General features: G+C 58.8%; 22 protein-coding genes and 1 pseudogene. 5 read left to right on the plus strand and 18 right to left on the minus strand.

What is annotated here, in order from left to right; genetic code table 11:
- Positions 1-99: 99 nt before the first annotated feature.
- The 11 genes from eutG to maeB form a co-directional block, all read right to left on the minus strand.
- On the minus strand, positions 100-1,287 hold the full coding sequence (eutG, locus tag KO1_RS09245; protein ID WP_049591730.1) for an ethanolamine utilization ethanol dehydrogenase EutG: 1,188 nt from the start codon (positions 1,285-1,287) through the stop codon (positions 100-102).
- A complete protein-coding gene (eutJ, locus tag KO1_RS09250; RefSeq protein WP_064344182.1) occupies positions 1,277-2,116 on the minus strand; it encodes an ethanolamine utilization protein EutJ in 840 nt (279 codons plus the stop codon). Before eutJ ends, eutG begins: the two co-directional genes overlap by 11 nt.
- A gap of 12 nt (positions 2,117-2,128) precedes the next feature.
- Positions 2,129-3,532 (minus strand): aldehyde dehydrogenase family protein, encoded by a 1,404-nt coding sequence (locus KO1_RS09255; protein ID WP_064406902.1) that lies wholly within the window; start codon positions 3,530-3,532, stop codon positions 2,129-2,131.
- Between the two features lie 11 nt (positions 3,533-3,543).
- A complete protein-coding gene (eutN, locus tag KO1_RS09260; RefSeq protein WP_004104386.1) occupies positions 3,544-3,831 on the minus strand; it encodes an ethanolamine utilization microcompartment protein EutN in 288 nt (95 codons plus the stop codon).
- 114 nt (positions 3,832-3,945) lie between these two features.
- Complete coding sequence (gene eutM / locus KO1_RS09265; RefSeq protein WP_000387720.1) at positions 3,946-4,236, minus strand: ethanolamine utilization microcompartment protein EutM; 291 nt, start codon at positions 4,234-4,236, stop codon at positions 3,946-3,948.
- Between the two features lie 41 nt (positions 4,237-4,277).
- Entirely contained in the window at positions 4,278-5,294 is a 1,017-nt protein-coding gene (gene pta / locus KO1_RS09270) for a phosphate acetyltransferase (RefSeq protein WP_004104391.1), read from the minus strand.
- Positions 5,291-6,094: an ethanolamine utilization cob(I)yrinic acid a,c-diamide adenosyltransferase EutT gene (gene eutT, locus KO1_RS09275; RefSeq protein WP_064406903.1), complete on the minus strand. Its 804-nt coding sequence runs from the start codon at positions 6,092-6,094 to the stop codon at positions 5,291-5,293. Before eutT ends, pta begins: the two co-directional genes overlap by 4 nt.
- Positions 6,091-6,783 carry an ethanolamine utilization acetate kinase EutQ gene (gene eutQ, locus KO1_RS09280; RefSeq protein WP_064371082.1) on the minus strand — a complete coding sequence of 231 codons (693 nt, stop codon included), beginning with the start codon at positions 6,781-6,783 and terminating at the stop codon, positions 6,091-6,093. The genes eutT and eutQ overlap by 4 nt, the downstream gene beginning before the upstream one ends.
- Positions 6,761-7,240 carry an ethanolamine utilization acetate kinase EutP gene (gene eutP / locus KO1_RS09285; protein WP_004114369.1) on the minus strand — a complete coding sequence of 160 codons (480 nt, stop codon included), beginning with the start codon at positions 7,238-7,240 and terminating at the stop codon, positions 6,761-6,763. Before eutP ends, eutQ begins: the two co-directional genes overlap by 23 nt.
- A 12-nt stretch (positions 7,241-7,252) precedes the next feature.
- On the minus strand, positions 7,253-7,588 hold the full coding sequence (gene eutS / locus KO1_RS09290; protein WP_004104395.1) for an ethanolamine utilization microcompartment protein EutS: 336 nt from the start codon (positions 7,586-7,588) through the stop codon (positions 7,253-7,255).
- Positions 7,589-7,747: 159 nt separating this feature from the next.
- Positions 7,748-10,027, minus strand: a complete 2,280-nt coding sequence (gene maeB / locus KO1_RS09295; RefSeq protein WP_004104396.1) for an NADP-dependent oxaloacetate-decarboxylating malate dehydrogenase — start codon at positions 10,025-10,027, stop codon at positions 7,748-7,750.
- 289 nt (positions 10,028-10,316) lie between these two features.
- On the opposite strand from maeB, the gene tkt reads away from it, so the two are divergent.
- Positions 10,317-12,311 carry a transketolase gene (tkt, locus tag KO1_RS09300; RefSeq protein WP_004104397.1) on the plus strand — a complete coding sequence of 665 codons (1,995 nt, stop codon included), beginning with the start codon at positions 10,317-10,319 and terminating at the stop codon, positions 12,309-12,311.
- Here tkt and KO1_RS09305 read toward each other — a convergent pair.
- The 3 genes and pseudogenes from KO1_RS09305 to aegA form a co-directional block, all read right to left on the minus strand.
- Positions 12,280-13,347: a DUF1176 domain-containing protein gene (locus KO1_RS09305; RefSeq protein WP_064406917.1), complete on the minus strand. Its 1,068-nt coding sequence runs from the start codon at positions 13,345-13,347 to the stop codon at positions 12,280-12,282. The genes tkt and KO1_RS09305 overlap by 32 nt on opposite strands.
- A 65-nt stretch (positions 13,348-13,412) precedes the next feature.
- Positions 13,413-14,010: pseudogene (nudK, locus tag KO1_RS09310) on the minus strand (GDP-mannose pyrophosphatase NudK).
- Between the two features lie 58 nt (positions 14,011-14,068).
- Positions 14,069-16,033 (minus strand): formate-dependent uric acid utilization protein AegA, encoded by a 1,965-nt coding sequence (aegA, locus tag KO1_RS09315; protein ID WP_024274544.1) that lies wholly within the window; start codon positions 16,031-16,033, stop codon positions 14,069-14,071.
- 373 nt (positions 16,034-16,406) lie between these two features.
- Between aegA and acrD the strand changes: the two genes are divergently transcribed.
- A complete protein-coding gene (gene acrD / locus KO1_RS09320; RefSeq protein WP_004104401.1) occupies positions 16,407-19,520 on the plus strand; it encodes a multidrug efflux RND transporter permease AcrD in 3,114 nt (1,037 codons plus the stop codon).
- Between the two features lie 136 nt (positions 19,521-19,656).
- Here the strand turns inward: acrD and ypfM are convergent, their stop codons facing one another.
- Positions 19,657-19,716 (minus strand): protein YpfM, encoded by a 60-nt coding sequence (ypfM, locus tag KO1_RS28120; RefSeq protein ID WP_100181659.1) that lies wholly within the window; start codon positions 19,714-19,716, stop codon positions 19,657-19,659.
- A gap of 386 nt (positions 19,717-20,102) precedes the next feature.
- Here ypfM and KO1_RS09325 point away from each other — a divergent pair, with 386 nt between their 5' ends.
- The 3 genes from KO1_RS09325 to KO1_RS09335 are packed head-to-tail and all read left to right on the plus strand — an operon-like array spanning position 20,103 to position 21,818.
- On the plus strand, positions 20,103-20,456 hold the full coding sequence (locus tag KO1_RS09325; protein WP_004104403.1) for an ArsC family reductase: 354 nt from the start codon (positions 20,103-20,105) through the stop codon (positions 20,454-20,456).
- Positions 20,457-20,459: 3 nt separating this feature from the next.
- On the plus strand, positions 20,460-21,587 hold the full coding sequence (gene dapE, locus KO1_RS09330; protein ID WP_004104405.1) for a succinyl-diaminopimelate desuccinylase: 1,128 nt from the start codon (positions 20,460-20,462) through the stop codon (positions 21,585-21,587).
- Positions 21,588-21,614: 27 nt separating this feature from the next.
- Positions 21,615-21,818: a YpfN family protein gene (locus tag KO1_RS09335; RefSeq protein WP_049095255.1), complete on the plus strand. Its 204-nt coding sequence runs from the start codon at positions 21,615-21,617 to the stop codon at positions 21,816-21,818.
- A 359-nt stretch (positions 21,819-22,177) separates the two neighbouring features.
- Here the strand turns inward: KO1_RS09335 and ypfH are convergent, their stop codons facing one another.
- The 3 genes from ypfH to ypfJ all read right to left on the minus strand — a co-directional run bounded on the left by ypfH (position 22,178) and on the right by ypfJ (position 25,835).
- Complete coding sequence (gene ypfH / locus KO1_RS09340; protein ID WP_016809537.1) at positions 22,178-22,876, minus strand: esterase; 699 nt, start codon at positions 22,874-22,876, stop codon at positions 22,178-22,180.
- 73 nt (positions 22,877-22,949) lie between these two features.
- Positions 22,950-24,953: a tRNA(Met) cytidine acetyltransferase TmcA gene (locus tag KO1_RS09345; RefSeq protein WP_064406904.1), complete on the minus strand. Its 2,004-nt coding sequence runs from the start codon at positions 24,951-24,953 to the stop codon at positions 22,950-22,952.
- A gap of 12 nt (positions 24,954-24,965) precedes the next feature.
- Positions 24,966-25,835 carry a KPN_02809 family neutral zinc metallopeptidase gene (gene ypfJ / locus KO1_RS09350; RefSeq protein WP_049129515.1) on the minus strand — a complete coding sequence of 290 codons (870 nt, stop codon included), beginning with the start codon at positions 25,833-25,835 and terminating at the stop codon, positions 24,966-24,968.
- Between the last annotated feature and the right edge of the window lie 76 nt (positions 25,836-25,911).

Raw genomic sequence — 25,911 nt, forward strand, 5'->3', positions numbered from 1 at the left:
CCGGGGGCGGCGCTTTGCGCCTTGCCCGGGCTACGGGCTGGTAGCCCGGACAGACGCGCAGCGTCGCCTCCGGGATAATCAGCCGGGGTTAACGCCGCATCAGTGCGCCGCCGCGTACAGATCGATAATCTGCTCCCGGCTGGCGGTGCGTGGATTAGTGCGCAGACAAATGTCCTCCTGCGCCGCCTGCGCCCATGCGCTGAAATGTTCGGCCATCGCGCCGGCATCCGAGAGTCGTTTGCTCAGGCCCACTTCAGCAATCAGCTCGCGTACGGCGGCGATAGCCTCACGATCGTCGGTTTTCTTACCGGTTAACGCCCGGCCGATTTGGCTGAAACGCTCGCGGCGCACCATGCGGTTAAACTCCATCACCGTCGGCAGCAGCATGGCGTTGGCCTGGCCGTGCGGAATATGCAGCGCTGCGCCAGGCTGATGCGCCATCGCATGACATAAGCCCAGACCCGCGCTGGAAAAGGCCATCCCCGCCATACAGGAAGCCAGCAGCATACTTTCGCGCGCGGCAAGATCCTGGCCGTAGCCAACTGCCTTCGGCAACGACTGGCCGATCATCGCTATCGCGCCAATCGCCAGGCTGTCGGTGAAGGGCGTCGCGTTGAGCGCGCTGTATGCCTCAACGGCGTGGGTCAGCGCGTCAATCCCGGTCATTGCCGTCACCTGTGGCGGAACGCCTTCGGTCAGGGCGGCGTCGAGAATCGCCACGTCCGGCATGAGCGAGGCATGGGCCAGCACTTGCTTACGCCCGCTGACTGCATCGATAATCACCGTCACGTTGGTGGTTTCCGAGCCGGTTCCGGCGGTGGTCGGCACCGCAATCAGCGGCAGACGCGGGCGCAGTACGCTGCTTTCCGTCATCGCGCTTAACGTCTGCTCCGGGTTGGTGACTAACAGCGCGACCGCTTTCGCCGCGTCCAGCACCGAACCGCCGCCAAAGGCCACCACGCCGTCGCACTTCGACTCGCGCAGCTGCGCCACCGCCGCGCAGACATCGGTAATGCACGGTTCTCCCGGCGGACAGGGCCAGACGGTCATCGTCACCCCTTTCATTGCCAGGCTGCGAGCAAGCCCGGCGGTCATTCCCGCCTGATGCAGGAAACTATCGACCATCACCAGCAGATGGCTTAGGCCCCTCGCTTGCGCCTCCTGTCCGCAGGCGCTCAGCGCGCCGAGGCCGCACAGCGTTACCGGCGGCACGCTGAAGGTTTTCACCCGCTGCAGATTCAGGGTATCGAACGCCTGAAAGAGCGCCGTCTGCAGTTCAGCTTGCATAGATTCCCTCCGCTATCTCTCTCCCGCTGCTGGCTATCGCCAGCGGGGTCATAAACAGGCTGTGCTGCGGTAAATGCACCCGTAATTCCGGGAAGCGTTTGCGAAACAGCGCGTCCACGCCCGGCTGCATACAGGAGCCGCCCGCCAGCCATAAATCGGCAATGCCATGTCCTTCAATATGGTGAGCAACGATCTCCGCCATTTTTTCGTACACCGGCTTCACCACCGGCCAGATCTCCTGCGCGTTGCTGCGCTTGTACTGCTCCGCCTCTTCCAGCGGGATGCGACGATTTCCGGCGAGGGTCAGGGAGATATGATGGCCGCCGGTCGCTTCATCGGCGGAGTAGGTCACCAGACCCTGCTTAACGATGGCGATGCCGGTGGTGCCGCCACCAATATCCACCACGCCGGCGTTATCAAGCTGCAGCAGATCCGCCACCGCGGTCGGTTCATCCAGCACGTGGCTAACTTCCAGGCCGGCAGATTCGAGTACGTTGATCGAAATACGCGGGTCGGTACCCGGCGGAAACGAGGTCGCCGCATGGGTGAAGCGGCAGCCGAGCTGCTGTTCAAGAACGTCGAGATGGCGGCGCACGAGGGTAACGGCGCCGAAGAAATCCCAGACGATGCCGTCGCGCACGACGTCAGCCCAGTCCAGGCACACTGCAACCGGCTGGCCATCGCCATCGACCACCATCGACACGACATCGCAGGTGCCTAAATCCACGCCCAGCCACAGCGGCGAACCGCTGTTCGCAGGCGTCTGGTTACACAGGGCCGCGGCTTTTTGTAGCCTGGGAGTGAGCCAACGTTGTTCGTCGTGCGCCATCTCTTTCACTCCTTATACGATGCGGAACGCATCCACCAGCACGCAGCGACGCAGACGGACAAAGGTACGTGCGCTGGTTACCCCCTCCCCGGTCGGCGTAGTGATGGTCATGGTGGTCCAGCCCTCTCCGCCCAGCCCGAGCCCGGCAATGCACGGCCCGTTTTTGACGAAAATGCTGGTATCAATGGCGTTGGCCATCTGATTCATGTTGTCGATATTGCGCGAGTGCATCGCCGCCGTATGGTGGCAGCCGCCTTCCAGCTGTACCGCCAGCGCGATAGCGTCATTGACGCTGGCCACCCGTACGACAGGGAGTACCGGCATCATCAGTTCAGTCACGGCAAACGGATGGCTGGCCGGCGTTTCAACAAACAGCAGGCGCGTCTGCGGCGGAACGCTCAGGCCAATAGCGGCGGCAATCTTGCTCGCGTCACGTCCCACCCAGTCACGGCTGACCGTACCTTTGCCGCGCTCATCGATATTCTTCAGCAGCACCGGCTGAAGCTGCTCGGCCTGGGCCGCGCTGAGCTTCACCGCCTGCTGGCCTTCCATCAGGCGCATCAGCTCGTCGGCGACGCTATCGACGACAATCAGCACCTTTTCGTCAGCGCAGATAATGTTGTTATCAAACGAGGCGCCTTTGACGATGGACTGCGCGGCGCGCGCCAGATCGGCCGTTTCGTCGACCACTACCGGCGGGTTACCGGCCCCGGCGGCAATCAGACGTTTATTGGTATGCTTGCGTGCGGACTCCACCACCGCTTCGCCGCCGGTGACCACCAGCAGACCAATGCCGGGATACTTAAACAGCCGCTGGGCCGTTTCGATATCCGGGTTCGCCACGGTGACCAGCAGATTGGCCGGACCGCCCGCGGCAATTACCGCCTGGTTGAGCAGCATAATCGCCCGCTGAGAGACTCTTTTCGCCGCCGGATGCGGGGCGAACACCACGCTGTTGCCCGCGGCAATCAGGCTGATAGCGTTATTAATCACCGTTGCCGCCGGGTTGGTGGAGGGGGTGACCGAGGCCACCACGCCCCACGGCGCGTTTTCTATCAACGTCAGGCCGTTATCGCCGGTCAGCACCTGCGGGGAGAGACATTCGACGCCCGGCGTGCCGCGCGCCTGGGCCACGTTTTTGGCAAATTTATCTTCAACGCGTCCCATGCCGGTTTCGCTGACGGCAAGCTCCGCTAATTCTCTGGCATGTTTTTCGCCTGCCTCACGAATGGCGTGAATCGCCAGCTGGCGCATCGCCACGCTTTTCAGCCCCTGCTGAGCCAGCTTTGCCGCCGCGACGGCGTCATCAAGGGAGGCAAAGACGCCCATCTCATGAACGGCGCTGTCCGGCTGGCTGCTGTCCTTCATTTTCAGCAGTACGGCTTGCACCACCTGTTCAATATCCTGTTGGTTCATGATGTTCAGTCCTATTTATGGAAAATCACCTGGCCGCCGGCCACCGCTTCATCGACGATACCGATGACGCACAAATCCACAGGAGACGCGTCGCTGCGGTGTGCCTGTCGCGCCGAGCTGCCGCTGACCAGCAGCACCCATTCGCCGGGCCCCGCGCCGATGCTGTCGATGGCGACGGCGCACTGTCCGTCGGGCTTGCCCGCAGCATCAATCATCTCCACCATCAGCAGCTTGTCGTGCGCCAGCCCCTGATGGCGGACGGTGCAGACAATTTGTCCCGTGACGACTGCCAGTTTCATACCCGCCTCCCTGGATTGCGTGGTGAGTCATGGGCCGGATAAGCGCAGCGCCATCAGGCAATGGCGCGCGTTAATGCCGAAGGACAACCCCGGCGCGCCTTATCCGGCTAACCATCAGATGTTGCTGTCGCCTTTGAAACTGATGGGGAACACCTCCTCCAGATCGCCGTGCGGACGCGGAATCACGTGCACTGAGACCAGCTCGCCGATACGCTGCGCCGCAGCGGCGCCGGCATCGGTAGCGGCCTTGCACGCCGCCACGTCGCCGCGCACCATCGCGGTGACCAGTCCGCCGCCAATCTGCTTCACGCCAACCAGCTTCACGCGCGCGGCTTTTACCATCGCATCAGAGGCCTCAATCAGCGCAACCAGGCCCCGGGTTTCAATCATTCCTAATGCTTCCATTGTGTTTTCCTCTTGCGTAAGGGGGTCCAGAACGGGACCGTTCATTCAACCTGCATGGGTAAGCGGCAATCGCTGCTTACGTCACTCCGGCGCGGCACGGCTGCCACTAACGCCAGTTCGATAATTTCCTGCACGCTACAGCCTCGGGAGAGGTCATGGAGCGGTGCGGCCAGCCCCTGAATCAGCGGCCCGATCGCACGATAGCCGCCCAGACGCTGGGCGATTTTGTAGCCGATGTTGCCCGCCTCCAGCGATGGAAAAACCATCACATTGGCCCGTCCCTGCAGCGGGCTGTCGGGCGCTTTTTGCGCGGCGACCTCCGGCACGAAGGCGGCGTCAAACTGCAGTTCGCCATCCACCATCAGCTGCGGAGCGCGCTGACGCACGATCTCTGTGGCCTGCTGTACGTTGGCGACGTTGGGGTGGCGGGCGCTGCCGTTGCTGGAAAACGACAGCATCGCCACCCGCGGCTCCTCGCCGGTAATCGCCTGCCATGTCTCAGCGCTGGCGATAGCGATATCCGCCAGTTGCGCCGCCGTCGGCTGCGGCACCACGCTGCAGTCGGCAAATCCCAGCGCCGGTCCGACGTACTGCGGCAGCATCAGAAAGATCGACGACAGCGTTTTGCAGCCAGGCTGAAGGCCAATAATGCGCAATCCGGCGCGCAGTACGTTCGCCGTCGAGGAGAGATTGCCGGCAATACACACGTCGGCCTTTCCGGCGCTGACCATGGCGGCGGCGAACATCAGCGGGTCGTTGAGTTTTTCCTCCGCGTCCGGCGGCGTTTTTTCCCCGGCCCGATCCAGCCAGCGCCGGGCAAAGGCGGCGCGCATTTGCCGGTTGCTGTACGGATCGACAATCTGCATTCCGTCCATCGGCAACCGGTGGCTGAGGGCGAACTGACGCAGAGCAAAAGGGCTGGCGATCAAAATCGGCTTTGCCAGCCCCTGCTGCTGCAGGTAGTGCGCCGCTTTAAGAACGCGAATGTCCAGGGCATCCGGAAACACCACCCGGGCGGGCGAACGCAAAGCCAGCTGACGCGCGCGTTGGATAATCATTGCTCTCCTCCCAGGCTTTGTTGGATCTGGCTGACGGTTAGCGGATGGTTTGCCACGCATAAAATCATCATCACGTAGACGGTGCTGGAGAGGCGGTTGAGCGCCTGCAGAATGTCCGGTCGTAGGACCTCAAAGCTGCGGGTAATAAAGACCTGGGCGGCGATCGTTTCCGTCTCCCGAACCCGGGTGCGCAGCAGATTGAGCAAGGCGGCATCGCGGCCGTGAGCGGCTTCAGGCACCAGATGATCGTGGCCGAGATAGCGCAGCGGCTGGTGGGAAAGGCGATGCAGTTCATCCTCGTTCAGGCCGACGATGGACTGCGCCGCCAGCGGTTCATCCATAGCGTCGGCGCGCATAATATTGCCCAGACGCGAGCGGATATCCGCCAGCCAGGGCTGCCATGGCTCCGCCAGTTCAATTTGCAGCCATACCGCCAGGGCGATGGTGGCGTCGAGCGCGGCGCGAAAGCCCAGGCGCGGATCGCTTTTAGCGACCATTTTGTCCGCCGTCAGATGGGTCAGGGTGTCCGGTTTTTTTTCGACCGGCTGGCGGCACAGTTCGCAGCAGGCCTGCGGATGTGTGTCGCTGCTGGTTAAACCGTGTACCGGCTGCGGCTGCTGCGCGTCGTCATCGACAAACAGGCTTCCCTGCTCATCGAGAAACTTAATGCGCAAACGGCGGCTCTCCAGCAGTTCCCGGGCCGAAGGCGTCAGACGAGCGTCGGCGGGCAGATGAATTTCTGCCCCTTCGCTGAGCGTATGGTTCGCTCTGAGCCAGGCTTCGGTAATAAAATCTTTCATAGCGATTGCCAGTTCGCAGGCCAGGCGACGTACAGGAAGCGCACGGTCGATGGCGTGCCGAATTCAATGCTGGAGCCTTTCGGGATAAACATCACATCGCCGGCTTTGGCCACCATGGTTTCACCTTCATGGCGTACGTGGAGTTCTCCCTCCAGCACCATGTCGACTTCGTCATAGTTCAGCGTCCATGGGAAAAAGGCGTTTTCCCACTGCATAAATCCAGCGGCCATACTGCTACCGTCCTGCCCGGTGACTAAATCCGTTAAGCCGACGCAGTGCGGTTCCGCGCCGTCGAAGCGGCCAAATTTCACGCTGCTGCCGTCAATGACTTTGACGCCGCCTTTACCGGTGACCGCCTTAAAGCTGGGCTGCATATCGCCCAGCGCCAGCGACTGTTTTTCTTGCATCACCTTGTCCATCAGCTGCGCGACCAGACTTTCGGTAAACTGCCCTTCCGGCAGCTGGGCAATAATGGTTTCGCGAATGCGCTGGCTTTCGGTTTTGCCCTCCTCCACCGGTACCGCCGCTTCTGGCGCGGACTCATCGCACTCTTTGATGGCGACGCCCAGCAGCTCCGCGACTTCACGAGCTTCCGGGGTGATGATGCTGGCGCGCAGCACAACCGATATTTCCTCTTCACCTCGCGCGTGGGCCGCACGAATATCGTTAGCTGTGATTAGTTTCTTCACCTGCCCCTTCCTCCTTTTGGCTGAGCTCACTCAAGTAATTCACCAGCTGCTCTACGCTTTGCGGGTCGTGAGCGTTGAGCGCGAAAATTGGCTCTTGAAACCCCATCTCGTACAGCAGTTGCCGCACCGCGGCGACGTTAGCGTCCGGCATGTCCGTTTTGCTAATCGCGGCGATATGGCGTTTATTCGCCCCAATATCCAGTAACCCGGCGGGTAGACGACTTTCGGTATCATTTGCCGCGTGGACATAAATCAGCGTATCGACATCCTGCAGCGTGGTAATTAATGCGTGATACCAGCGAGGATGACTAAAATATTCTCCTGGGGTGTCGATATCGCCTTTTTCATTAAATTCCACGGCCTGCGTTTTTCTCGCGAGGGAATAATTCCCGTGCAGCGCATTAAATAGCGTTGTTTTTCCCGCGCCCACCGTACCGACAAATGCAATACGCTTCATCGCAGCCTCTAATTAGCTTTTAGTTAACTCGCAGAGGGTGTAATTTAATAATCGACCAAGCCCGCTAACCGTCTGAATCAGCGCCTCTTCAACCGCTCCCACTGAGCCGTAAATCACCAGCGCGCCGCTGAACCTGTCGAGAAAACCGATATGCACATCGGCGGCTTTCATCGCTAAATCACCGGCGATCATGGCGGTTTCGCCAGGGGTTAAGGTCATAATGCCGATAGCGCCGGATTCGGGAACGCCGATCTTTTTCGCCAGTTCTGCCCCAGGGTGCGCAATCAGGTGCGCCAGCGTCACCTGCTTGCCGGGGACAAACTCCTGAATGATGCGTTCTTTATCCATAACTCACCGCTCCGCTAAAACTTGCGCTTATCGTGACAAGTTTCCGCTGGAGTAAATAACAAAATTCGGCAAGTTGATTTGAAAAGTGAGATAGATCACTTATAAACAGAAATAAAAAAGCGCGGGAGAATTCCCGCGCCTGAATTAATTAAATGATAATTACAGCGGCTGAGTTTGCGCTTCAACAACCGCCAGCGCGACCATATTCACGATACGCCGTACCGACGCAATTGGCGTCAGGATATGTACCGGCTTTGCGACCCCCATTAGCACAGGCCCCACGGTCACGCCTTCCGAGCTGGAAACGCGAAGTAAGTTGTAACTAATACGGGCCGCTTCCATATTCGGCATCACCAGGATATTGGCTGAACCTTTCAGCGGGCTGTCCGGCATCCGCTCATTGCGAATGCTTTCCACCAGCGCGGCATCGCCGTGCATTTCGCCATCGATCATCAAATCCGGCGCCTGCGTCTTCACCAGCTCCAGCGCCTGGCGCATTTTGCTGGCGGACGGGCAGTCCGAAGAACCAAAGTTCGAGTGCGAAAGCAGCGCTACCCGCGGCTCAATCCCGAATCGACGAACGGTTTCTGCCGCCATCAGGGTGATTTCGGCAATTTGCTCCGGCGACGGATCGTGGTTAACGTAGGTGTCAGCGATAAAGGTGTTGCCGCTCGGCAGCAGCAGCGCATTCATCGCCCCTGCCGCATGAACCCCTTCGCGGTAGCCAAACAGCGGCTGTATTACGCTGTAGTGCTCGTGATAGTCGCCAATGGTGCCGCAGATCAACGCATCGGCTTCGCCGCGCTGCACCATGATCGCGCCGATGACCGTGGTATTGCTGATCACCGCCCGCTGCGCCTGCTCCTGGGTGATCCCGCGGCGCTTCATCAGGTTGTAATACTCGTTCCAGTACTCTTTAAAGCGCGGATCGGATTCGTTATTCACGATCTCAAAATCAACGCCGGCTTTGATCTGCAGCCCCAGCTTCTGAATACGCATCTCAATGACGCCGGGCCGGCCGATAAGGATCGGTTTCGCCAGCCCCAGGGAGACCAGTTCCTGAGTCGCGTGCAGCACGCGGGTATCTTCGCCTTCCGCCAGCACCACCCGCTTCGGCTCTTTGCGCGCCTGCGAGAAAATCGGCTTCATGAACAGATTCGTTTTGTAGACAAACTCGCTGAGCTTCTCGATGTAGGCATCAAAATCGGCGATTGGGCGCGTTGCGACGCCGGAGTCCATCGCCGCTTTCGCCACCGCCGGAGCAATCTTGACGATCAGCCGCGGGTCGAACGGCTTCGGAATGATATATTCCGCGCCGAAGCTCAGGTCCTGATCGCCGTAGGCGGAGGCCACCACTTCGCTCTGTTCTGCGTGAGCCAGTTCGGCAATCGCATGCACCGCCGCCAGCTTCATCTCTTCGTTAATCGCCGTTGCGCCGACGTCCAGCGCGCCGCGGAAGATGAACGGGAAGCACAGCACGTTGTTCACCTGGTTCGGATAGTCGGAGCGGCCGGTGCAGATAATGGCGTCGGAGCGCACCTCTTTCGCCAGCGGCGGCAGAATTTCCGGCTCAGGGTTAGCCAGCGCCAGAATCATCGGCGCGCGGGCCATCTTTTTAACCATTTCCTGGGTCAGCACTTTCGGGCCCGAGCAGCCGAGGAAAATATCCGCCCCGTCAATCACATCATCCAGCGTACGTTTGCCGCTGTCTTCTACCGCATAGGCCGCTTTCGTCTCCGCCATATTCGGCTCACGGCCCTTATAGATAACCCCTTTCGAGTCGCAGACCACAATGTTGTGTTTCTGCATTCCCAGCGCTACCAGCAGGTTCATACAGGCAATCGCCGCCGCGCCCGCGCCTGATACGACCATCCGCACGTCGGAGATATTTTTCTCCACCACCCGCAGACCGTTCAGAATCGCCGCGGTACTGATAATCGCCGTCCCGTGCTGATCGTCATGGAAGACCGGAATATTCATGCGCTCGCGCAGCTTCTGCTCAATGTAGAAGCACTCCGGCGCTTTAATATCTTCGAGGTTGATACCGCCGAAGGTCGGCTCCAGCGCTGCAACGACGTTGATAAATTTGTCCGGGTCAAGCTCATCAACTTCAATATCGAATACATCGATACCGGCGAATTTTTTAAACAGAACGCCTTTACCTTCCATTACCGGCTTACCGGCCAGCGCGCCGATATTGCCCAGTCCCAGCACCGCCGTGCCGTTGGACACCACCGCCACAAGGTTGCCGCGGGCGGTATATTTATAGGCTGCCAGCGGATCCTTCTCGATTTCCAGACAGGGGGCGGCGACACCCGGCGAGTAGGCCAGAGCCAGATCGCGTTGGGTAGCAAGCGGTTTTGTCGGGGAGACCTGGATTTTTCCGGGGACCGGGAATTCGTGGAAATCAAGGGCGCTTTGTTTTAACTGCTCATCCATTTTATCGTTCCTTTCACGTATCGATCGTAGGGGGTGAAACGTAATGGCGTACCTGGTGTTCACCCTAAAGGGCTACCTAGTATCTCGCCTGACGGCTTCGTAAACTTTGAACACCGCCATACTCTCGCCATAACAAAGTTATGTTTGTTATCGATTTATAATGTTTATGTAACTTAGATTCGGAGGCAATGATAGCCCCGTCTGCTATGCTTTTTAGTTATGCAACTCATCACCCTCTCTATCCTAAACCAATAAAAACTCATGCAACTCATTGTTTCAGGAGCACATTATGTCCCGTAGAGAACTAGCCAACGCCATCCGCGCCCTGAGTATGGATGCAGTACAGAAAGCCAACTCCGGCCACCCTGGCGCGCCAATGGGTATGGCCGATATCGCCGAGGTGCTGTGGAACGATTTCCTTAAGCACAATCCTGAAGACCCAAAATGGTACGACCGCGACCGTTTTATTCTCTCCAACGGTCACGCATCAATGCTGCTCTACAGCCTGCTGCATCTGACGGGTTACGATCTGCCCATCGAAGAGATAAAAAACTTCCGTCAGCTGCATTCAAAAACCCCGGGTCACCCGGAGATTGGCTATACGCCGGGGGTGGAAACCACCACCGGTCCGCTGGGGCAAGGACTGGCAAATGCCGTGGGTCTGGCTATCGCCGAGCGCACGCTGGCGGCGCAGTTTAACCAGCCGGAACACGAAATTGTCGATCACTTCACCTACGTGTTTATGGGCGATGGCTGCCTGATGGAGGGGATTTCTCATGAAGTGTGTTCCCTGGCGGGGACGTTAGGACTGGGCAAGCTGATCGGCTTCTACGACCACAACGGCATTTCCATCGATGGTGAAACGAAGGGCTGGTTTACCGATGACACGGCAAAACGCTTTGAGGCCTATCACTGGCATGTGGTGCATGAAATTGACGGCCACGACCCCGAAGCCGTGAAGAAAGCGATTCTGGAAGCCCAGAGCGTGAAGGACAAACCCTCGCTGATTATCTGCCGTACGGTGATAGGCTTCGGTTCGCCGAATAAAGCCGGGAAAGAAGAGGCCCACGGCGCCGCGCTGGGGGAACAGGAAGTGGCGCTGGCGCGTCAGAAACTCGGCTGGCATCACCCGGCGTTTGAGATCCCGAAAGAGATTTACCGGGCCTGGGATGCGCGTGAAAAAGGGCAAAAGGCGCAGAAAAGCTGGCAGGAGAAGTTTGCTGCGTATCAGCAGGCCCATCCGCAGCTGGCGGCGGAGTTTACGCGGCGCATGAGCGGCGGACTGCCTGAGTCGTGGGATGAAACGACGCAGAAGTATATCGCCGATCTGCAGGCTAACCCGGCGAAAATCGCCACCCGTAAGGCTTCGCAAAATGCCCTCGATGCCTACGGCCCGCACCTGCCGGAACTGCTGGGCGGCTCCGCCGACCTCGCGCCCAGCAACCTGACCATCTGGAAAGGGTCAACTTCGCTGAAAGAGGATCCAGCGGGTAACTATATCCACTACGGCGTTCGTGAATTCGGGATGACGGCCATCGCCAACGGCATCGCGCATCACGGCGGGTTTGTGCCCTATACCGCCACTTTCCTCATGTTCGTCGAATATGCCCGCAACGCGGCGCGTATGGCGGCGTTGATGAAAGCGCGGCAAATCATGGTCTATACCCACGACTCCATCGGTCTCGGCGAAGATGGCCCGACGCACCAGGCGGTCGAACAGCTGGCCAGCCTGCGCCTGACGCCAAATTTCAGCACCTGGCGACCGTGCGATCAGGTAGAAGCCGCGGTGGCGTGGAAGCTGGCGGTAGAGCGCCATAGCGGACCGACGGCGCTGATCCTCTCCAGGCAAAATCTGGCGCAAATGGCGCGCACGCCGGAGCAGGTACAGAATATCGCCCGCGGCGGCTACGTGCTGAAGGACGCAGGCGGCAAGCCGGACCTGATCCTGATAGCCACCGGTTCGGAAGTCGAGATAACCGTGCTGGCGGCGGAGAAGCTGCTGGCCAAAGGGGTGAACGTGCGCGTGGTTTCCCTGCCATCGACCGATGTCTTTGATGCGCAGGATGAGGCGTATCGGGAATCCGTCCTGCCCTCGGACGTCAGCGCCCGCGTCGCCGTCGAAGCCGGCATCGCCGACTACTGGTATAAATACGTGGGGCTAAAAGGAAAAATCGTCGGTATGACCGGCTATGGCGAATCGGCGCCGGCCGATAAGCTCTTCCCTTACTTCGGCTTTACCGTTGAGCATATCGTCAGCGTAGCGGATGAGCTACAGAACGGGTAACCCATAGCGTGGGCCAGGCGTCTGGCCCCTGCCAGTTATCGCACTGCGGCTGCTGCGCGTAGCGTACCAGGCTAAACCGCTGGCCGTCATAGCGCCAGCGCGTTTGGATACCGCAATCGCCGGGTGCGCGCCCTTTATCGAGGGTCACCAGTTCCTGGTGCCGATCGTCGTAGCTGGCGTTCACCAGCTCGACGTCACGCGGCGCATCGCCGGGTGGCTGGAAGGGCAGCGTGAGTCGTACCGGATGAGCAATATATGGCCGCTGGCGCGAAACCAGCCAGGCCAGCCAAATGGTATTATAGGCGCCCGCTTCGCAGCTGGTCATCAACAGGACCTTCTCGTCGGTCAGCGCGGACACCCGTACCTCGCGGCGAAACGGATCCAGCGAACAGGCGCTGCTGTTCATGCGCTCATTGCCATAATCCATCAGATCGTTAAGTTCATCGCGGCTCAGGGGCGACTGCGCCCCCTCCATTTTCACCACCGATCGCAGCGCCGGCGCAGGCGGTACGCTGAGCGGCGGCTCTTCCCCCTTGCCGACCCATGCGGTCTCGCTCCCCACCCGCTTTTGCCGGCTATCAATAAACAGCAGGGCGGCTTTGAGCCCCTGCAGAGAAACAGTCTGGAGACCCTTTTCAAGCGTGATGGTCTGCGCGTTTTGCACTTGCTGCAGGAATGCGTCAATGGTGACGTTATCGTCAGTTTTCAGCAGTTTGTCGGCAATCTGCCAGTGTGTATCGCTCAAGGCCAGGGGTTTGCCATCGAGCTGAAGCCGGGGCGCTATCGGCGCCAGCGCCGCCACCGGGTTGCCCACGCCTCCCTGCTCAATACGCAGGCTGGCGCTGGTTGCCGCTCCGGCGCTGCGGGTAAGGGTCATCACCAGGCCGTGGTGTAGCCCGACGTTGCGGGCTACGCAGAAGTTCTGATTGTTGCAGGTCACCTGCCAGTCGCTGAAGAGCTGTTGCGCCGGCGCCGCCCGCACCAGCGATGCCGGCAGCAAACCGCAAAGCAGAAACAAAATAACCCGATACCACATGAGCGGCACAACCCCGATGAACACGCCATAAACAGCGGCTATGTTCGCCAGCGGCGAGGTTTTACTCAATCGGATTTATCAGAGATCCCCGTTCATCAGCCCGGAGTTTTGCAAATATTGCAGCAGGATCACCGCTTTGCCGTCGCGGATTTCCCCGTTGGCCATCATCTCCAGCGCCCGATGATAAGGGAGCTCCAGCACCTCGATCTCTTCATCATCAACGCCGCCACCGTCGTTGGCCCGCTGGGTATCGTTATATTCGGCAATAAAGAAATGGATAAGCTCGGTGACGCCGCCGGGCGACATAAACAGTTCAAACAGTTTGCGCACTTCGCCGACTTCGAAGCCGGTCTCTTCAATGGCTTCTTTACGCACGCACGCCTCCGGCTCGTCGCTGTCCAGCAGCCCGGCGCAGGTTTCGATCAACATCCCGTCTTCGTTGCCGTTTACCCAGGTCGCGATGCGGAACTGGCGAACCAGCACGACGGTCTGCTTATGGCGGTTATACAGCAAGATGGTCGCACCGTTGCCGCGATCGTAGACTTCGCGTTTATGGCGAACCACGTTGCCGTCGCTGCGCGTCAGCTCATAGGTCATGTTGCGCAAAACGAACCAGTTTTCGGAGAGGATTTTATCTTTGATAATGTTGATATTGAGTGACATACGGGCCCCACAGCGTGAAATAACGATGTCATACTACGCTGCGGAACCCGCTTTGTCGTTAGTGAAGCGAAATCGGTTTAACCTCGAGGAAGTCCATGATCCCCTGCGCCGCGTGGCGGCCTTCCGCCATTGCAGTTACCACCAGATCGGCGCCGCGCACCGCATCGCCGCCGGCAAACACCTTACGATGAGTGGTCTGGTAACGATAGCGACTTTCCACATTGGCCTTTATTCGGCCGCGGCTGTCGAGCTTCACGCCCACCGATTCCAGCCACGGCATACCGTGCGGATGGAAACCGAAGGCCATAATCACCGCATCGGCGGGCATCACGAACTCGCTTCCGGGGATTGGCGAAGGGCTGCGGCGTCCCTGTGCATCCGGCGCGCCAAGCTGGGTTCGCAGGAAGCGCACGCCGTTGACGTGCCCCTCTTCGTTCAGCTCCAGGGTGACCGGCTGGACGTTAAATTCAAATAATGCCCCCTCTTCGCGCGCGTTTTTCACCTCTTTCTTCGAACCGGGCATGTTGGCTTCATCGCGACGATAGGCGCAGGTGACCTGCTTTGCGCCGTGGCGCAGCGCGGTGCGCACGCAGTCCATTGCCGTATCGCCGCCGCCGAGTACCACGACGTTCAGTCCCTCGGTATTGACGTAAGGCTCTTCCGGCAGCTCCAGCAGCCCCATAACCTGTTTAGTATTCGCGATCAGAAACGGCAACGCATCGTAAACGCCGGGCGCGTCTTCATTCGGCAGATCCGCTTTCATGGAGCGATAGGTTCCTGCGCCAATAAATACCGCATCATATTCATCAAGCAGCGTCGTCAGCGGAATATCCTTGCCTATTTCACAGTTCAGCTCAAAGCGTACGCCCATTTGGGTGAAGATTTCACGCCGCCGGGCAAGCAGGGATTTATCCAGCTTGAAGGCCGGAATGCCAAAGGTCAGCAGGCCGCCGATTTCCGGATGGCGGTCAAACACCACCGGGCTTACGCCGTTGCGCACCAGCCGGTCGGCGCAGGCGAGACCGGCTGGACCGGCGCCGATAATCGCCACCCGCTTACCGCTGTTCACGACCTGCGAAAGATCCGGCCGCCAGCCGTTGGCCAGCGCCTGGTCGGAGATATAGCGTTCAATGTTGCCGATAGTCACCGAACCGTGCTCATCGCGCAGCGTGCAGGCCCCTTCGCACAGGCGGTCCTGCGGGCAGACGCGACCGGTTATTTCCGGCAGGCAGTTGGTCTGATGAGAAAGCTCAACGGCGGCGGCGATATCCCCCTCTTTCACCCGCTCAATCCACTGCGGAATATGGTTGTGCAGCGGGCAGGTCCATTCACAAATGCTGTGTTCGCCGCATTTCAGGCAGCGTTCCGCCTCGTGATTGGCCTGTCCGGCGCTGAACGGAAGATAAATTTCGGCAAAATTAGCCTTACGCGCTGCGGCGGATAGCTTGTCGGGCTCGCCGCGCGGCGGCGTCGCGGCCATCTGTGCGACTTTCCCGGCGGAGCAAGATGCCATCGGGGCGCCGGGGTGACCCAGACGCGCCGCGCGCTGACGCCGCTGTTTCGCCAGATTCATCAGCGTGCTGTCCGTCGCCAGCTCCAGCGCCCCGGCCGGGCAGTTTTGCACGCAGGCAGGCCCCTCTTCGCGACCGTTACACAAATCGCACTTATGCGCCGTCGCTTTGACTCTGCCCTCCTGTACCGGCGTCAGGACGATTTGCATCACGCCAAACGGGCAGGCAACCATACAGGATTTACAGCCGATGCATTTTTCCTGATTCACCTGGACGCTGCCGTTAAGCTGGCTGATGGCGTCATTTGGACAACTGCGTGCGCACGGCGCGCCTTCACAGTGGTGACAGGTTACTGCGTTACGCTTTTGCTCATTTTTGATAACCGTAATGCGCGGCAAAAAACGCTGCGGGGTCAATACATGCTGCTCATCGTTATGCGCCATGACGCAGGCAACTTCACAAGCCTTGCATCCGATGCACTTATGACTATCGCTTAAAATAAAGTGGTTCATGACATCCTTCAGTCTTATTGGTGAATAACCCCTCAATTCGCATGACTATCTATTACCCGACAAGGCGGGGCTGGAACAATGTGCAATTGCACAGGTCGCCGATTTTTTGGTAATAACCCGAGTTGGATCAATTTTTTTGACTTAAATGAAATTACGTTTTATTTAGCTAAGTGATAATAGGCCGCGTCTGCGGCGACGCGCAGAAAGGATGACGTCGGTAGAGGGAGAAGGACGGTTCTTTACGCTGCCATAAAAGGCACACGATAAATTACACTATCTCCTTATTTTCTCCACGATTGCCTGCGCCCTTGCCGCTAGAGTGTCACAGGCTCTGCAATAACAAAAAAATGTGCAAAATGAGGTCCTAATTCTGATGGCGAATTTTTTTATCGATCGCCCCATTTTTGCGTGGGTTCTGGCAATCCTGTTATGCCTGACCGGTACGCTCGCAATTTTGTCGCTTCCCGTTGAGCAATATCCCGAACTTGCCCCTCCTAACGTCAGGATCGCAGCAAACTATCCCGGGGCCTCGGCACAAACGCTGGAAAATACCGTTACCCAGGTTATCGAGCAGAATATGACCGGCCTCGACAACCTGATGTACATGTCATCCCAGAGCAGCGGCACCGGGCAAGCCACCGTGACGCTAAGCTTTACCGCCGGTACCGATCCGGACGAAGCCGTCCAGCAGGTGCAGAACCAGCTGCAGTCGGCGATGCGTAAACTCCCGCAGGCCGTCCAGAACCAGGGCGTGACGGTGCGTAAAACCGGGGACACCAACATCCTGACGATTGCTTTCGTCTCTACCGATGGCAGCATGGATAAACAGGATATCGCCGACTACGTCGCCAGTAACATTCAGGACCCGCTCAGCCGGGTAAACGGCGTCGGCGACATTGACGCCTATGGTTCCCAGTATTCGATGCGTATCTGGCTCGATCCGGCCAAACTCAACAGTTTTCAGATGACGGCAAAAGACGTCACCGATGCCATCTCTTCACAGAACGCGCAGATTGCCGTCGGCCAGCTGGGCGGTACGCCTTCGGTAGATAAACAGGCGCTCAACGCGACAATTAATTCGCAATCGCTGTTACAAACCCCGGAACAGTTCCGCAATATCACCCTTCGGGTTAATCAGGACGGCTCGGAAGTTACCCTTGGCGACGTCGCGACCGTGGAAATGGGAGCGGAGAAATACGATTACCTCAGCCGCTACAACCGCCAGGCGGCTTCCGGGCTGGGGGTTAAGCTGGCCTCTGGCGCAAACGAAATGGCGACCGCCGAACGCGTCATCAGCCGTCTGAACGAGCTGTCGCAATACTTCCCGCATGGTCTGGAATATAAAGTCGCTTACGAAACCACCTCATTCGTTAAGGCGTCGATTACCGACGTGGTGAAAACGCTGCTCGAAGCCATCGCGCTGGTGTTCCTCGTCATGTATCTGTTCTTGCAGAACTTCCGCGCGACATTAATCCCAACCATCGCCGTTCCGGTGGTGCTAATGGGGACTTTCGCCGTCCTCTACGCCTGCGGCTACAGCATCAACACCTTGACCATGTTTGCGGTGGTGCTGGCGATAGGCCTGCTGGTGGACGACGCCATCGTGGTGGTGGAAAACGTCGAGCGTATCATGAGCGAGGAGGGCCTCTCGCCGCGTGAAGCGACGCGAAAATCGATGGGGCAAATTCAGGGTGCGCTGGTCGGTATCGCCATGGTCCTATCGGCAGTATTCGTGCCAATGGCCTTCTTCGGCGGCACCACCGGCGCGATTTATCGTCAGTTCTCGATCACCATCGTCTCGGCAATGGTGCTGTCGGTTCTGGTGGCGATGATCCTTACCCCGGCGCTGTGCGCCACGCTGCTCAAACCGGTGCATAAAGGCGAAACCCACGGGCAACGGGGTTTCTTTGGCTGGTTTAACCGCACGTTTAACCGCAACGCCAGCCGCTACGAAACCGCCGTCGGCAAAATTCTTCACCGTTCGCTGCGCTGGATAATGATCTACGTCCTGCTGCTGGGGGGGATGGTGTTTCTGTTCCTGCATCTGCCAACGTCATTCCTGCCGCTGGAAGACCGCGGCATGTTTACCACGTCGGTGCAATTGCCCAGCGGTTCGACCCAGCAGCAAACCCTGAAGGTGGTCCAGCAGGCGGAAGACTATTTCCTGAAAAACGAAAAACAAAACGTCGAATCGGTGTTCGCCACCATCGGCTCCGGCCCCGGCGGCAACGGACAGAACGTAGCGCGTATGTTCGTTCGCCTGAAGGACTGGGACCAACGCGATCCTACAACCGGTTCCTCTTTCGCTATCATCGAACGCGCGACCAAAGCGTTTAACAAAATAAAAGAAGCTCGCGTCTTTGCCAGCAGCCCGCCGGCCATCAGCGGCCTGGGCAGTTCCGCCGGTTTCGATATGGAACTGGAAGACCATGCGGGCAACGGACACGAAGCGCTGATGGCCGCCCGCGATACCCTACTGGAGCTGGCCGCTAAAAATAACCAGCTGACCCGCGTTCGCCACAACGGCCTTGACGATAGCCCGCAGCTACAGGTGGATATCGATCAGCGCAAAGCCCAGGCGCTGGGCGTCTCCATCGATGATATCAACGACACCCTCCAGACCGCGTGGGGGTCAAGCTACGTCAACGACTTTATGGACCGCGGCCGCGTGAAGAAGGTCTATGTTCAGGCGGCCGCGCCGTATCGCATGCTGCCGGACGACATTAATCTGTGGTACGTACGCAACAGCAGCGGCACGATGGTACCCTTCTCCGCTTTCGCCACCTCCCGCTGGGAGACCGGTTCGCCGCGTCTGGAGCGCTACAACGGCTATTCAGCGGTAGAAATCGTCGGTGAAGCCGCGCCGGGCGTCAGTACCGGTACCGCGATGACAATTATGGAAGAGCTGGCCCGCCAGCTGCCAAACGGCTTTGGCCTTGAATGGACGGCGATGTCGTATCAGGAGCGCCTCTCCGGCGCGCAGGCTCCGGCGCTGTACGCCATTTCGCTGCTGGTCGTGTTCCTGTGCCTGGCGGCGCTGTACGAAAGCTGGTCGGTGCCGTTCTCGGTGATGCTGGTGGTGCCGCTGGGGGTCATCGGCGCCCTGCTGGCGACCTGGATGCGCGGTCTGGAAAACGATGTCTACTTCCAGGTGGGACTGCTGACGGTGATCGGTCTGTCGGCGAAGAACGCCATTCTCATTGTCGAGTTTGCCAATGAGCTGAATCAGAAAGGCGAGGACCTGCTTACCGCCACGCTCTCCGCCTGTCGCCAGCGTCTGCGGCCGATCCTGATGACCTCGCTGGCGTTTATCTTCGGCGTGCTGCCGATGGCCACCAGTACCGGTGCGGGTTCCGGCAGTCAGCATGCCGTTGGCACCGGGGTCATGGGCGGGATGATTTCAGCCACGGTGCTGGCAATCTTCTTCGTACCGCTGTTTTTCGTGCTGGTGCGTCGTCGCTTCCCGCTCAAGGAACGGCCGCAATAATCAGGATGCGCCCTGGCGATATGTCGCCGGGGCCAAATAATAGAAAAGGCGACCGGATGTGTCGCCTTTTTGATGTGGTCGCTTCAACTGCATTATTATTCTGCCTGTGAAATCGCCATGCTTTTATTGCGGAAATCTATTTACGAAGCATGCCTTCGATAAAGTCTTTCCAGTTCCCCAGTTCATGTTCAATCATAATAGCCTCTCTTATTATTATGGGTGATTTTATGCAAATTCATTGATGGTTAAAAGCGCGTTTGCACTATCGTTCTGATAACTCTAATTACCCCCTGCGGAATGATTTCTTTCGTTCGTAAGTACTATGACCCGATTCCGGGCATTTTAATGTGACCGACAGCAACAATTAGCAACATTTGTTCATCAGCCAGAAGCGCCTGGCGCTGCCTTATGACCAGCACTGGTCGCGGCCAATCGCTCAAAAAACAGCCAGAATGTAACGTTAAATATCTCTGGCGGGGAAAAAACGATATTTATTAATGTAATTCACGTATTATTTATTCAGGGTTTATATATTCGGAAGATTCTTAGCTAATCATTTAATTCAACGGAAAAGGTTTAATCATGCTCACCATGTACGGGATAAAAAACTGCGACACCATTAAAAAGGCCCGCCGCTGGCTGGAAGCCCATCAGATAGAATATCGCTTTCATGATTATCGTGTCGATGGCCTGGATCGCAATTTATTAGACACCTTTATTGCCGAGCTCGGCTGGGAAGCGCTGCTCAATACTCGCGGTACAACCTGGCGCAAGCTGGACGAAACGGTTCGCACCGGTATCAATAACGCCGACGCCGCGGCGAAACTGATGCTGGAAATGCCGGCAATCATCAAACGCCCATTGCTCTGCGCGCCCGGTCAGCCTATGCTGCTGGGTTTCAGTGAATCAAGTTATCAGCAGTTTAACGAGGTGTAGTCTATGTCTTGCCCGGTCATTGAGCTGGCTCAGCAGCTTATTCGCCGCCCTTCCCTCAGCCCCGATGATGCGGGATGCCAGGCGTTAATGATTGAACGTCTGCGTGCGATTGGCTTTACCGTTGAACCGATGGATTTCGGAGATACCCAAAACTTCTGGGCCTGGCGCGGGCGCGGGGAAACGTTAGCGTTTGCCGGCCATACCGATGTCGTTCCGTCGGGCGACGCCGATCGCTGGATTAACCCCCCCTTTGAACCCACCATTCGCGACGGCATGCTGTTTGGCCGCGGCGCCGCAGATATGAAAGGCTCGCTCGCGGCGATGGTGGTCGCGGCAGAACGCTTTGTGGCTCAGTATCCGAATCATAAAGGTCGTCTGGCCTTCCTGATCACTTCAGATGAAGAGGCCAGCGCCAAAAACGGTACCGTAAAGGTTGTTGAAGCGCTGATGGCGCGCAATGAGCGCCTGGATTATTGCCTGGTCGGCGAACCGTCCAGCACCGAAGTCGTCGGCGATGTCGTCAAAAACGGCCGTCGCGGCTCGCTGACCTGCAACCTGACCATTCACGGCGTACAGGGGCACGTGGCCTATCCGCATCTCGCCGATAACCCGGTCCACCGCGCCGCCCCGATGCTGGCGGAACTGGTGAACATCGAATGGGATAAGGGCAACGAATTCTTTCCGCCGACCAGTATGCAAATCGCTAACGTGCAGTCCGGGACCGGCAGCAACAACGTCATTCCCGGCGACATGTTCGTCCAGTTCAACTTCCGCTTTAGCACGGAGCTGACCGATGAAATGATTAAAGCGCGCGTCGTGGCGCTGCTGGAGAAATACGAACTGCGCTACAGCGTGGACTGGTGGCTCTCGGGGCAGCCGTTCCTGACCAGCCGCGGTAAGCTGGTTGATGCGGTGGTTAACGCTATTGAGCACTATAATGAAATAAAACCGCAGCTGCTGACTAACGGCGGCACGTCCGACGGACGCTTTATCGCGCGTATGGGCGCGCAGGTGGTTGAACTGGGGCCAGTGAATGCCACCATTCATAAAATAAACGAGTGTGTGAATGCCGCCGACCTCCAGCTACTGGCGCGGATGTATCAACGCATTATGGAGCAGCTGGTCGCCTGACGGCATCAATAGAGAAGAGGTAAGCGCATGGATTGGCTATCGAAGTACTGGTGGGTCCTGGTGTTGGTATTTTTGGTGGGCGTGATGATCAACGTGATTAAAGATCTTACCCGCGTTGATCATAAAAAATTTCTCAACAATAAACCGGAGCTGCCGCCGCACCGCGACTTCAATGATAAGTGGGATGACGATGACGACTGGCCGAAGAACGACCCGTCAAAGAAGAAGTAAAATCTTGTTTTTGTAAGGTTTTCCCGGTAGCGCATCGCTGAGGAGGCAACGGGTTTACAGCCCGTCAGCGGGCCGGTAGCCCGGACAGATGCGCAGCATCGCCTCCGGGAAATGATTCCACTCTGCGCTCTTATCCCGGGGGCGGCGCTTAACGCGCCTTGCCCGGGCTACGGGTTTACAGCCCATCTGCGGGCCGGTAGCCCGGACAGATGGGCAGCATCGCCTCCGGGAAATGATTCCACTCTGCGCTCTTATCCCGGGGGCGGCGCTTGACGCGCCTTGCCCGGGCTACGGGTTTACAGCCCGTCAGCGGGCCGGTAGCCCGGACAGATGCGCAGCATCGCCTCCGGGTTTATTATTTATAGCAGTTCAATAATATCGCTGTCTTTCGGCGTGCTGCCGCTGAGCGCTTCGTCGAAATAGTGCTTCGGTACGGTAAAGCGCAGATGATCGAGAGCAAACTGCATGCTGCGATCGTCAATCGCGTGCCCCAGATCCTCAACGATATCCAGCGTCACATCCCCGCCGGCCTGCTGCAACGCCTCCTGCCCCGCAACCGCCCACGCCAGATCGATAACCCGATCTTCACCGCCGTGGATCAGGTGAATCGTGGTCGCGGTCGTCGCCGTCTCGGGCAGAGTCGCATAGCGGCCGTTGAAGGCAATCACCCGCGATGCCAGACCCGGTTCGGCTTTAATGCTTTCCAGCGACATAATCGCCCCCTGCGAGAAGCCGATCAGCGCCGTCGCCTGCGGGCTGACGCCGCTCTGTTGTTGCCAGTAGCGCACCGTTTCAATAAAGGTCGGCATAATCGCATCTACGCGCTGCTGGCGATTTTCTTCGCTGACGCCCTGGACAGAAAACCACTGGCGTCCCGGAGCCGGGCCGCACGGCTCCGCGCCGCCGATGCTGACGATAAGCGCATCGGGAAAGAGCGGCGCAAACCAGCTACCGATTTGCCCCATGGCCACCGGGTTATCGCCGACGCCATGAAACAGCAGCAGCAGTTGCTGTGCAGGTGTTGCGGGGCTTTGAACGATAAAATGATCGTGTTTCATGGCTTTCTCCTTAATGTCTGCAAGGAAGTTTACGCCGCGGAGGGAATATGACCATGCCATTTAACTGATGAAGTTAGTTAAAAAATTGCAACATCTGAACCTGCCGGCGCAGGTCGTTGGCGCGGTTTTCATCCAGGCTGAGCAGCGCCTGCGCCGCCTCTTCGCGCAGCCTGGCCAGCAGCGCTTTCCGTCCGGATAAACCTAACGTTCGGCAAAGCGCGGTCTCATCCTGCTGCTGCAGGCGGGCCCGCAGCGCCGGAAGCGGCAGCACCACCAGCATAAGCAGGCGATTGAGGCTACCCGCCGAGGTCAGCAGCGGACGATGGGCAAAAGCAAAACCCGCTACCTCCAGCCAGTCTTCTTCAGTAAGAATAGTCGCTTTCAGCGCCGTCAGCGGCACAGGTTCATCTCGCCACTCGCGCAGCCAGAATTCGTCGCGCTGCAGCCGTTGGGCTTCTTCGCTTGCCAGGCAATGTCCCGCTTCGCTGAGAGGATAGAGCGCCATCGCGGTGTAACAGCCACTGCTGGCTTCCCGATGCGTGCCCAGCCGCACCAGCGTAAAACCGCAGCTTTGCCAGAAACGCCAAAGTTCGGGAGTATAGCCAAAACTGACTGAGAGATAATCCCGGTCCGCAGCCTGAGCCGCCGCCCGGGCCACCAGCCGCTGCCCCAGCCCCTCGCGCTGGCGAGCCGGATGCACGGCAATACGGCTGATGCGCAGGCCCGTCAACGTGGCCGCCAATGGGCTACCGCCATGCGCCGCCAGCGACTGCGCCACCAGATTTCCGCGCGGACGCCGATAGCCGGCCCATACCGCCCGGCTAAGCGACTGCTCAAGACCGCCCTCCTCCACCAGCCACAACGCCCCGGCGATGCGCTCGCCGCTATGGGCGCAGGTAAAATGCTGTCCTGGCGCATCCAGCATGCGCCGGAGATCCAGCGGCGACGTGCGATAGTGGGCCCCGGAGAGCAGCTGATACATCGCTTCCGGTAACGCAGGCTGCCGCCGCCAGCACTGCTGGCTGACGTTCTCCAGCGCGATATCGCCGCCTGGCGCATGCTGGAAAGTCTCATCATTGAACAGCAGCAACTGTGCAATTGTCGCTTCCAGCGGACAGCCGCTAGCCCAGCGGATGGGCGTCGTGAGGCTAAACTGCCTTAGGTGCGCGAAGCTGGCGCAAAATTTAAGTAAAAAACCGCGTCCGGTCCCTTCATATCCCTGAACGGTGGTGATCAGCAGCGTTCTCGGGAAACGGGAAACAAGCTGGCGCAGCAGCGGCCCGGGGATGGCGGCAGCCTCGTCGACTATCAGCCATCCCGCTCGACGTCCGGACGCCAGTAATGCATCGGGCGCCATAAAGTTAACGCTCTCCCCGGCGAAAGCCGCCATCACCTCCGTCGCTCCGCGCGCCGGCGCGGTAACGATGGCGTCACCTTTTAACTGGCGGAGAAGCATTCCCGCGAGAGCGGACTTCCCTCGCCCGCGTTCGGCGGTCAACGCGGCAATACCGGGGGGGAAATCGGCCAGTTCGGCAAGAACGGCGGCCTGCTCCGCCTGCGGATGACCATCGGCGAAATGCCATCGCGGGCGCTCGGGAAATACGGGTACGACCCGTTCATGGCCCTGCCGCCAGAGAATGGACGCTTTATCCGCAACAATCTGTTGGCAAAAACGATAAACAAAGTTCGGCGTGGGAATGGGATCGGGAGCGTCGCTCCAGCGCCGGGAATCCGCATCAGGACGGGCCGGCCATTGGGCGAAGTCGGGGGTGAGCAATACCAGCCAGCTACCGGCGCGTAGCGTACCGGCTAACGCGGCGAAAGCGGCAACATCAAAGCCCGCGCGGGCATCGAAAAAGGCGTGCTGGTATTCGCGGCCCAACAGCGATCTCAGATCTGCAGGCGGGACGTACGGCGCAGGCATCGGCTGTGGGCCAACCCACAGTCCGTCTCCGGCCAGCGCTGTGCGTATTTGTTGCGCCTGAAGCTGAGTCCAGGCATCGTCGCCGCTGAGAACCAGCAGACGACGAATGCCTTCGCGCGCCATCTGCGCCGTCAGACGACGCAGTTCATCCATGACAGAAGAGCATTACAGCGCATTGCCGAAGGTGTTGCACTGCGCCGGGTCGCCGCTATCGAAGCCGCGTTTAAACCAGGTATAGCGCTGCTGCGACGTTCCATGGGTAAAGCTGTCCGGCACCACCCGCCCCTGGCTCTGCTGCTGCAGGCGATCGTCGCCAATCGCCTCTGCGGCATTCAGCGCTTCCTGGAGGTCGCCGGTCTCCATGTAGTCCTGCTTCTGCATGTTGTAGCCCCAGACGCCAGCGAAGCAGTCCGCCTGTAGTTCCATTTTCACCGACAGGCGATTCGCTTCCGCCTGCGAAGCGTTTTGCTGTAGCTGACGCACTTTCGATTCAATACCCAGCAGCTTTTGTACGTGGTGGCCAACCTCGTGGGCGATAACGTAGCCCTGTGCGAAATCGCCGCCGGCGCCAAGCTTGCTTCTCATCTCATCGTAGAATGACAGGTCGATATACACCGTGCTGTCCGCCGGGCAGTAAAAAGGCCCCATAACGGATTGACCGGTACCGCAGGCGGTCCGCGTCGCGCCGCGGTACATCACCAGTTTGGGCTGCGGATACTGGCGGCCCATATCTTTAAATATTGCTCCCCAGGTATCTTCCGTGTCCGCCAGAATCACCTTAGTGAATTTTGCGGCTTCTTCATCCTGCGGGCTGATGGAGCGTTGGGTGGTGGTTTGCTGCGGAGATACCGGCTCGCCGGTCAGCATGCCGGTTAAATCGACGCCGTAATAGCCCGCCACCAGAACAATAATCAGCAGCACAATGCCGCCTTTGCCGCTGGGGAGACGAAAACCACCCCCGCCGCCCATTGGCGAACCAGATTGACTACGACGATCTTCAACATTGTCGCTCTCGCGACGTCCTTGCCAGCGCATAAGCACCTCAATTCATCATATTAACCAATGAATAAGATCGTAGGCGGTTCAGCGAAGGATTACCACAGGAAACAGC

This window comes from Klebsiella oxytoca NBRC 105695, assembly GCF_001598695.1.
GTDB classification, from domain to species: domain Bacteria; phylum Pseudomonadota; class Gammaproteobacteria; order Enterobacterales; family Enterobacteriaceae; genus Klebsiella; species Klebsiella oxytoca.

Excerpts from the sequence above, each read along its gene's own strand:
- ypfJ (WP_049129515.1), bottom strand. The coding sequence starts at position 25,835 with ATGCGCTGGCAAGGACGTCGCGAGAGCGACAATGTTGAAGATCGTCGT.
- KO1_RS09305 (WP_064406917.1), bottom strand. The coding sequence starts at position 13,347 with ATGTGGTATCGGGTTATTTTGTTTCTGCTTTGCGGTTTGCTGCCGGCA.
- eutN (WP_004104386.1), bottom strand. The coding sequence starts at position 3,831 with ATGAAACTGGCAGTCGTCACGGGACAAATTGTCTGCACCGTCCGCCAT.
- tkt (WP_004104397.1), top strand. The coding sequence starts at position 10,317 with ATGTCCCGTAGAGAACTAGCCAACGCCATCCGCGCCCTGAGTATGGAT.
- eutJ (WP_064344182.1), bottom strand. The coding sequence starts at position 2,116 with ATGGCGCACGACGAACAACGTTGGCTCACTCCCAGGCTACAAAAAGCC.
- eutG (WP_049591730.1), bottom strand. The coding sequence starts at position 1,287 with ATGCAAGCTGAACTGCAGACGGCGCTCTTTCAGGCGTTCGATACCCTG.
- KO1_RS09345 (WP_064406904.1), bottom strand. The coding sequence starts at position 24,953 with ATGGATGAACTGCGTCGTCTGACGGCGCAGATGGCGCGCGAAGGCATT.
- KO1_RS09255 (WP_064406902.1), bottom strand. The coding sequence starts at position 3,532 with ATGAACCAACAGGATATTGAACAGGTGGTGCAAGCCGTACTGCTGAAA.
- acrD (WP_004104401.1), top strand. The coding sequence starts at position 16,407 with ATGGCGAATTTTTTTATCGATCGCCCCATTTTTGCGTGGGTTCTGGCA.
- pta (WP_004104391.1), bottom strand. The coding sequence starts at position 5,294 with ATGATTATCCAACGCGCGCGTCAGCTGGCTTTGCGTTCGCCCGCCCGG.
- maeB (WP_004104396.1), bottom strand. The coding sequence starts at position 10,027 with ATGGATGAGCAGTTAAAACAAAGCGCCCTTGATTTCCACGAATTCCCG.
- KO1_RS09335 (WP_049095255.1), top strand. The coding sequence starts at position 21,615 with ATGGATTGGCTATCGAAGTACTGGTGGGTCCTGGTGTTGGTATTTTTG.
- eutT (WP_064406903.1), bottom strand. The coding sequence starts at position 6,094 with ATGAAAGATTTTATTACCGAAGCCTGGCTCAGAGCGAACCATACGCTC.
- KO1_RS09325 (WP_004104403.1), top strand. The coding sequence starts at position 20,103 with ATGCTCACCATGTACGGGATAAAAAACTGCGACACCATTAAAAAGGCC.
- ypfH (WP_016809537.1), bottom strand. The coding sequence starts at position 22,876 with ATGAAACACGATCATTTTATCGTTCAAAGCCCCGCAACACCTGCACAG.
- dapE (WP_004104405.1), top strand. The coding sequence starts at position 20,460 with ATGTCTTGCCCGGTCATTGAGCTGGCTCAGCAGCTTATTCGCCGCCCT.
- eutM (WP_000387720.1), bottom strand. The coding sequence starts at position 4,236 with ATGGAAGCATTAGGAATGATTGAAACCCGGGGCCTGGTTGCGCTGATT.
- eutS (WP_004104395.1), bottom strand. The coding sequence starts at position 7,588 with ATGGATAAAGAACGCATCATTCAGGAGTTTGTCCCCGGCAAGCAGGTG.
- eutP (WP_004114369.1), bottom strand. The coding sequence starts at position 7,240 with ATGAAGCGTATTGCATTTGTCGGTACGGTGGGCGCGGGAAAAACAACG.
- aegA (WP_024274544.1), bottom strand. The coding sequence starts at position 16,033 with ATGAACCACTTTATTTTAAGCGATAGTCATAAGTGCATCGGATGCAAG.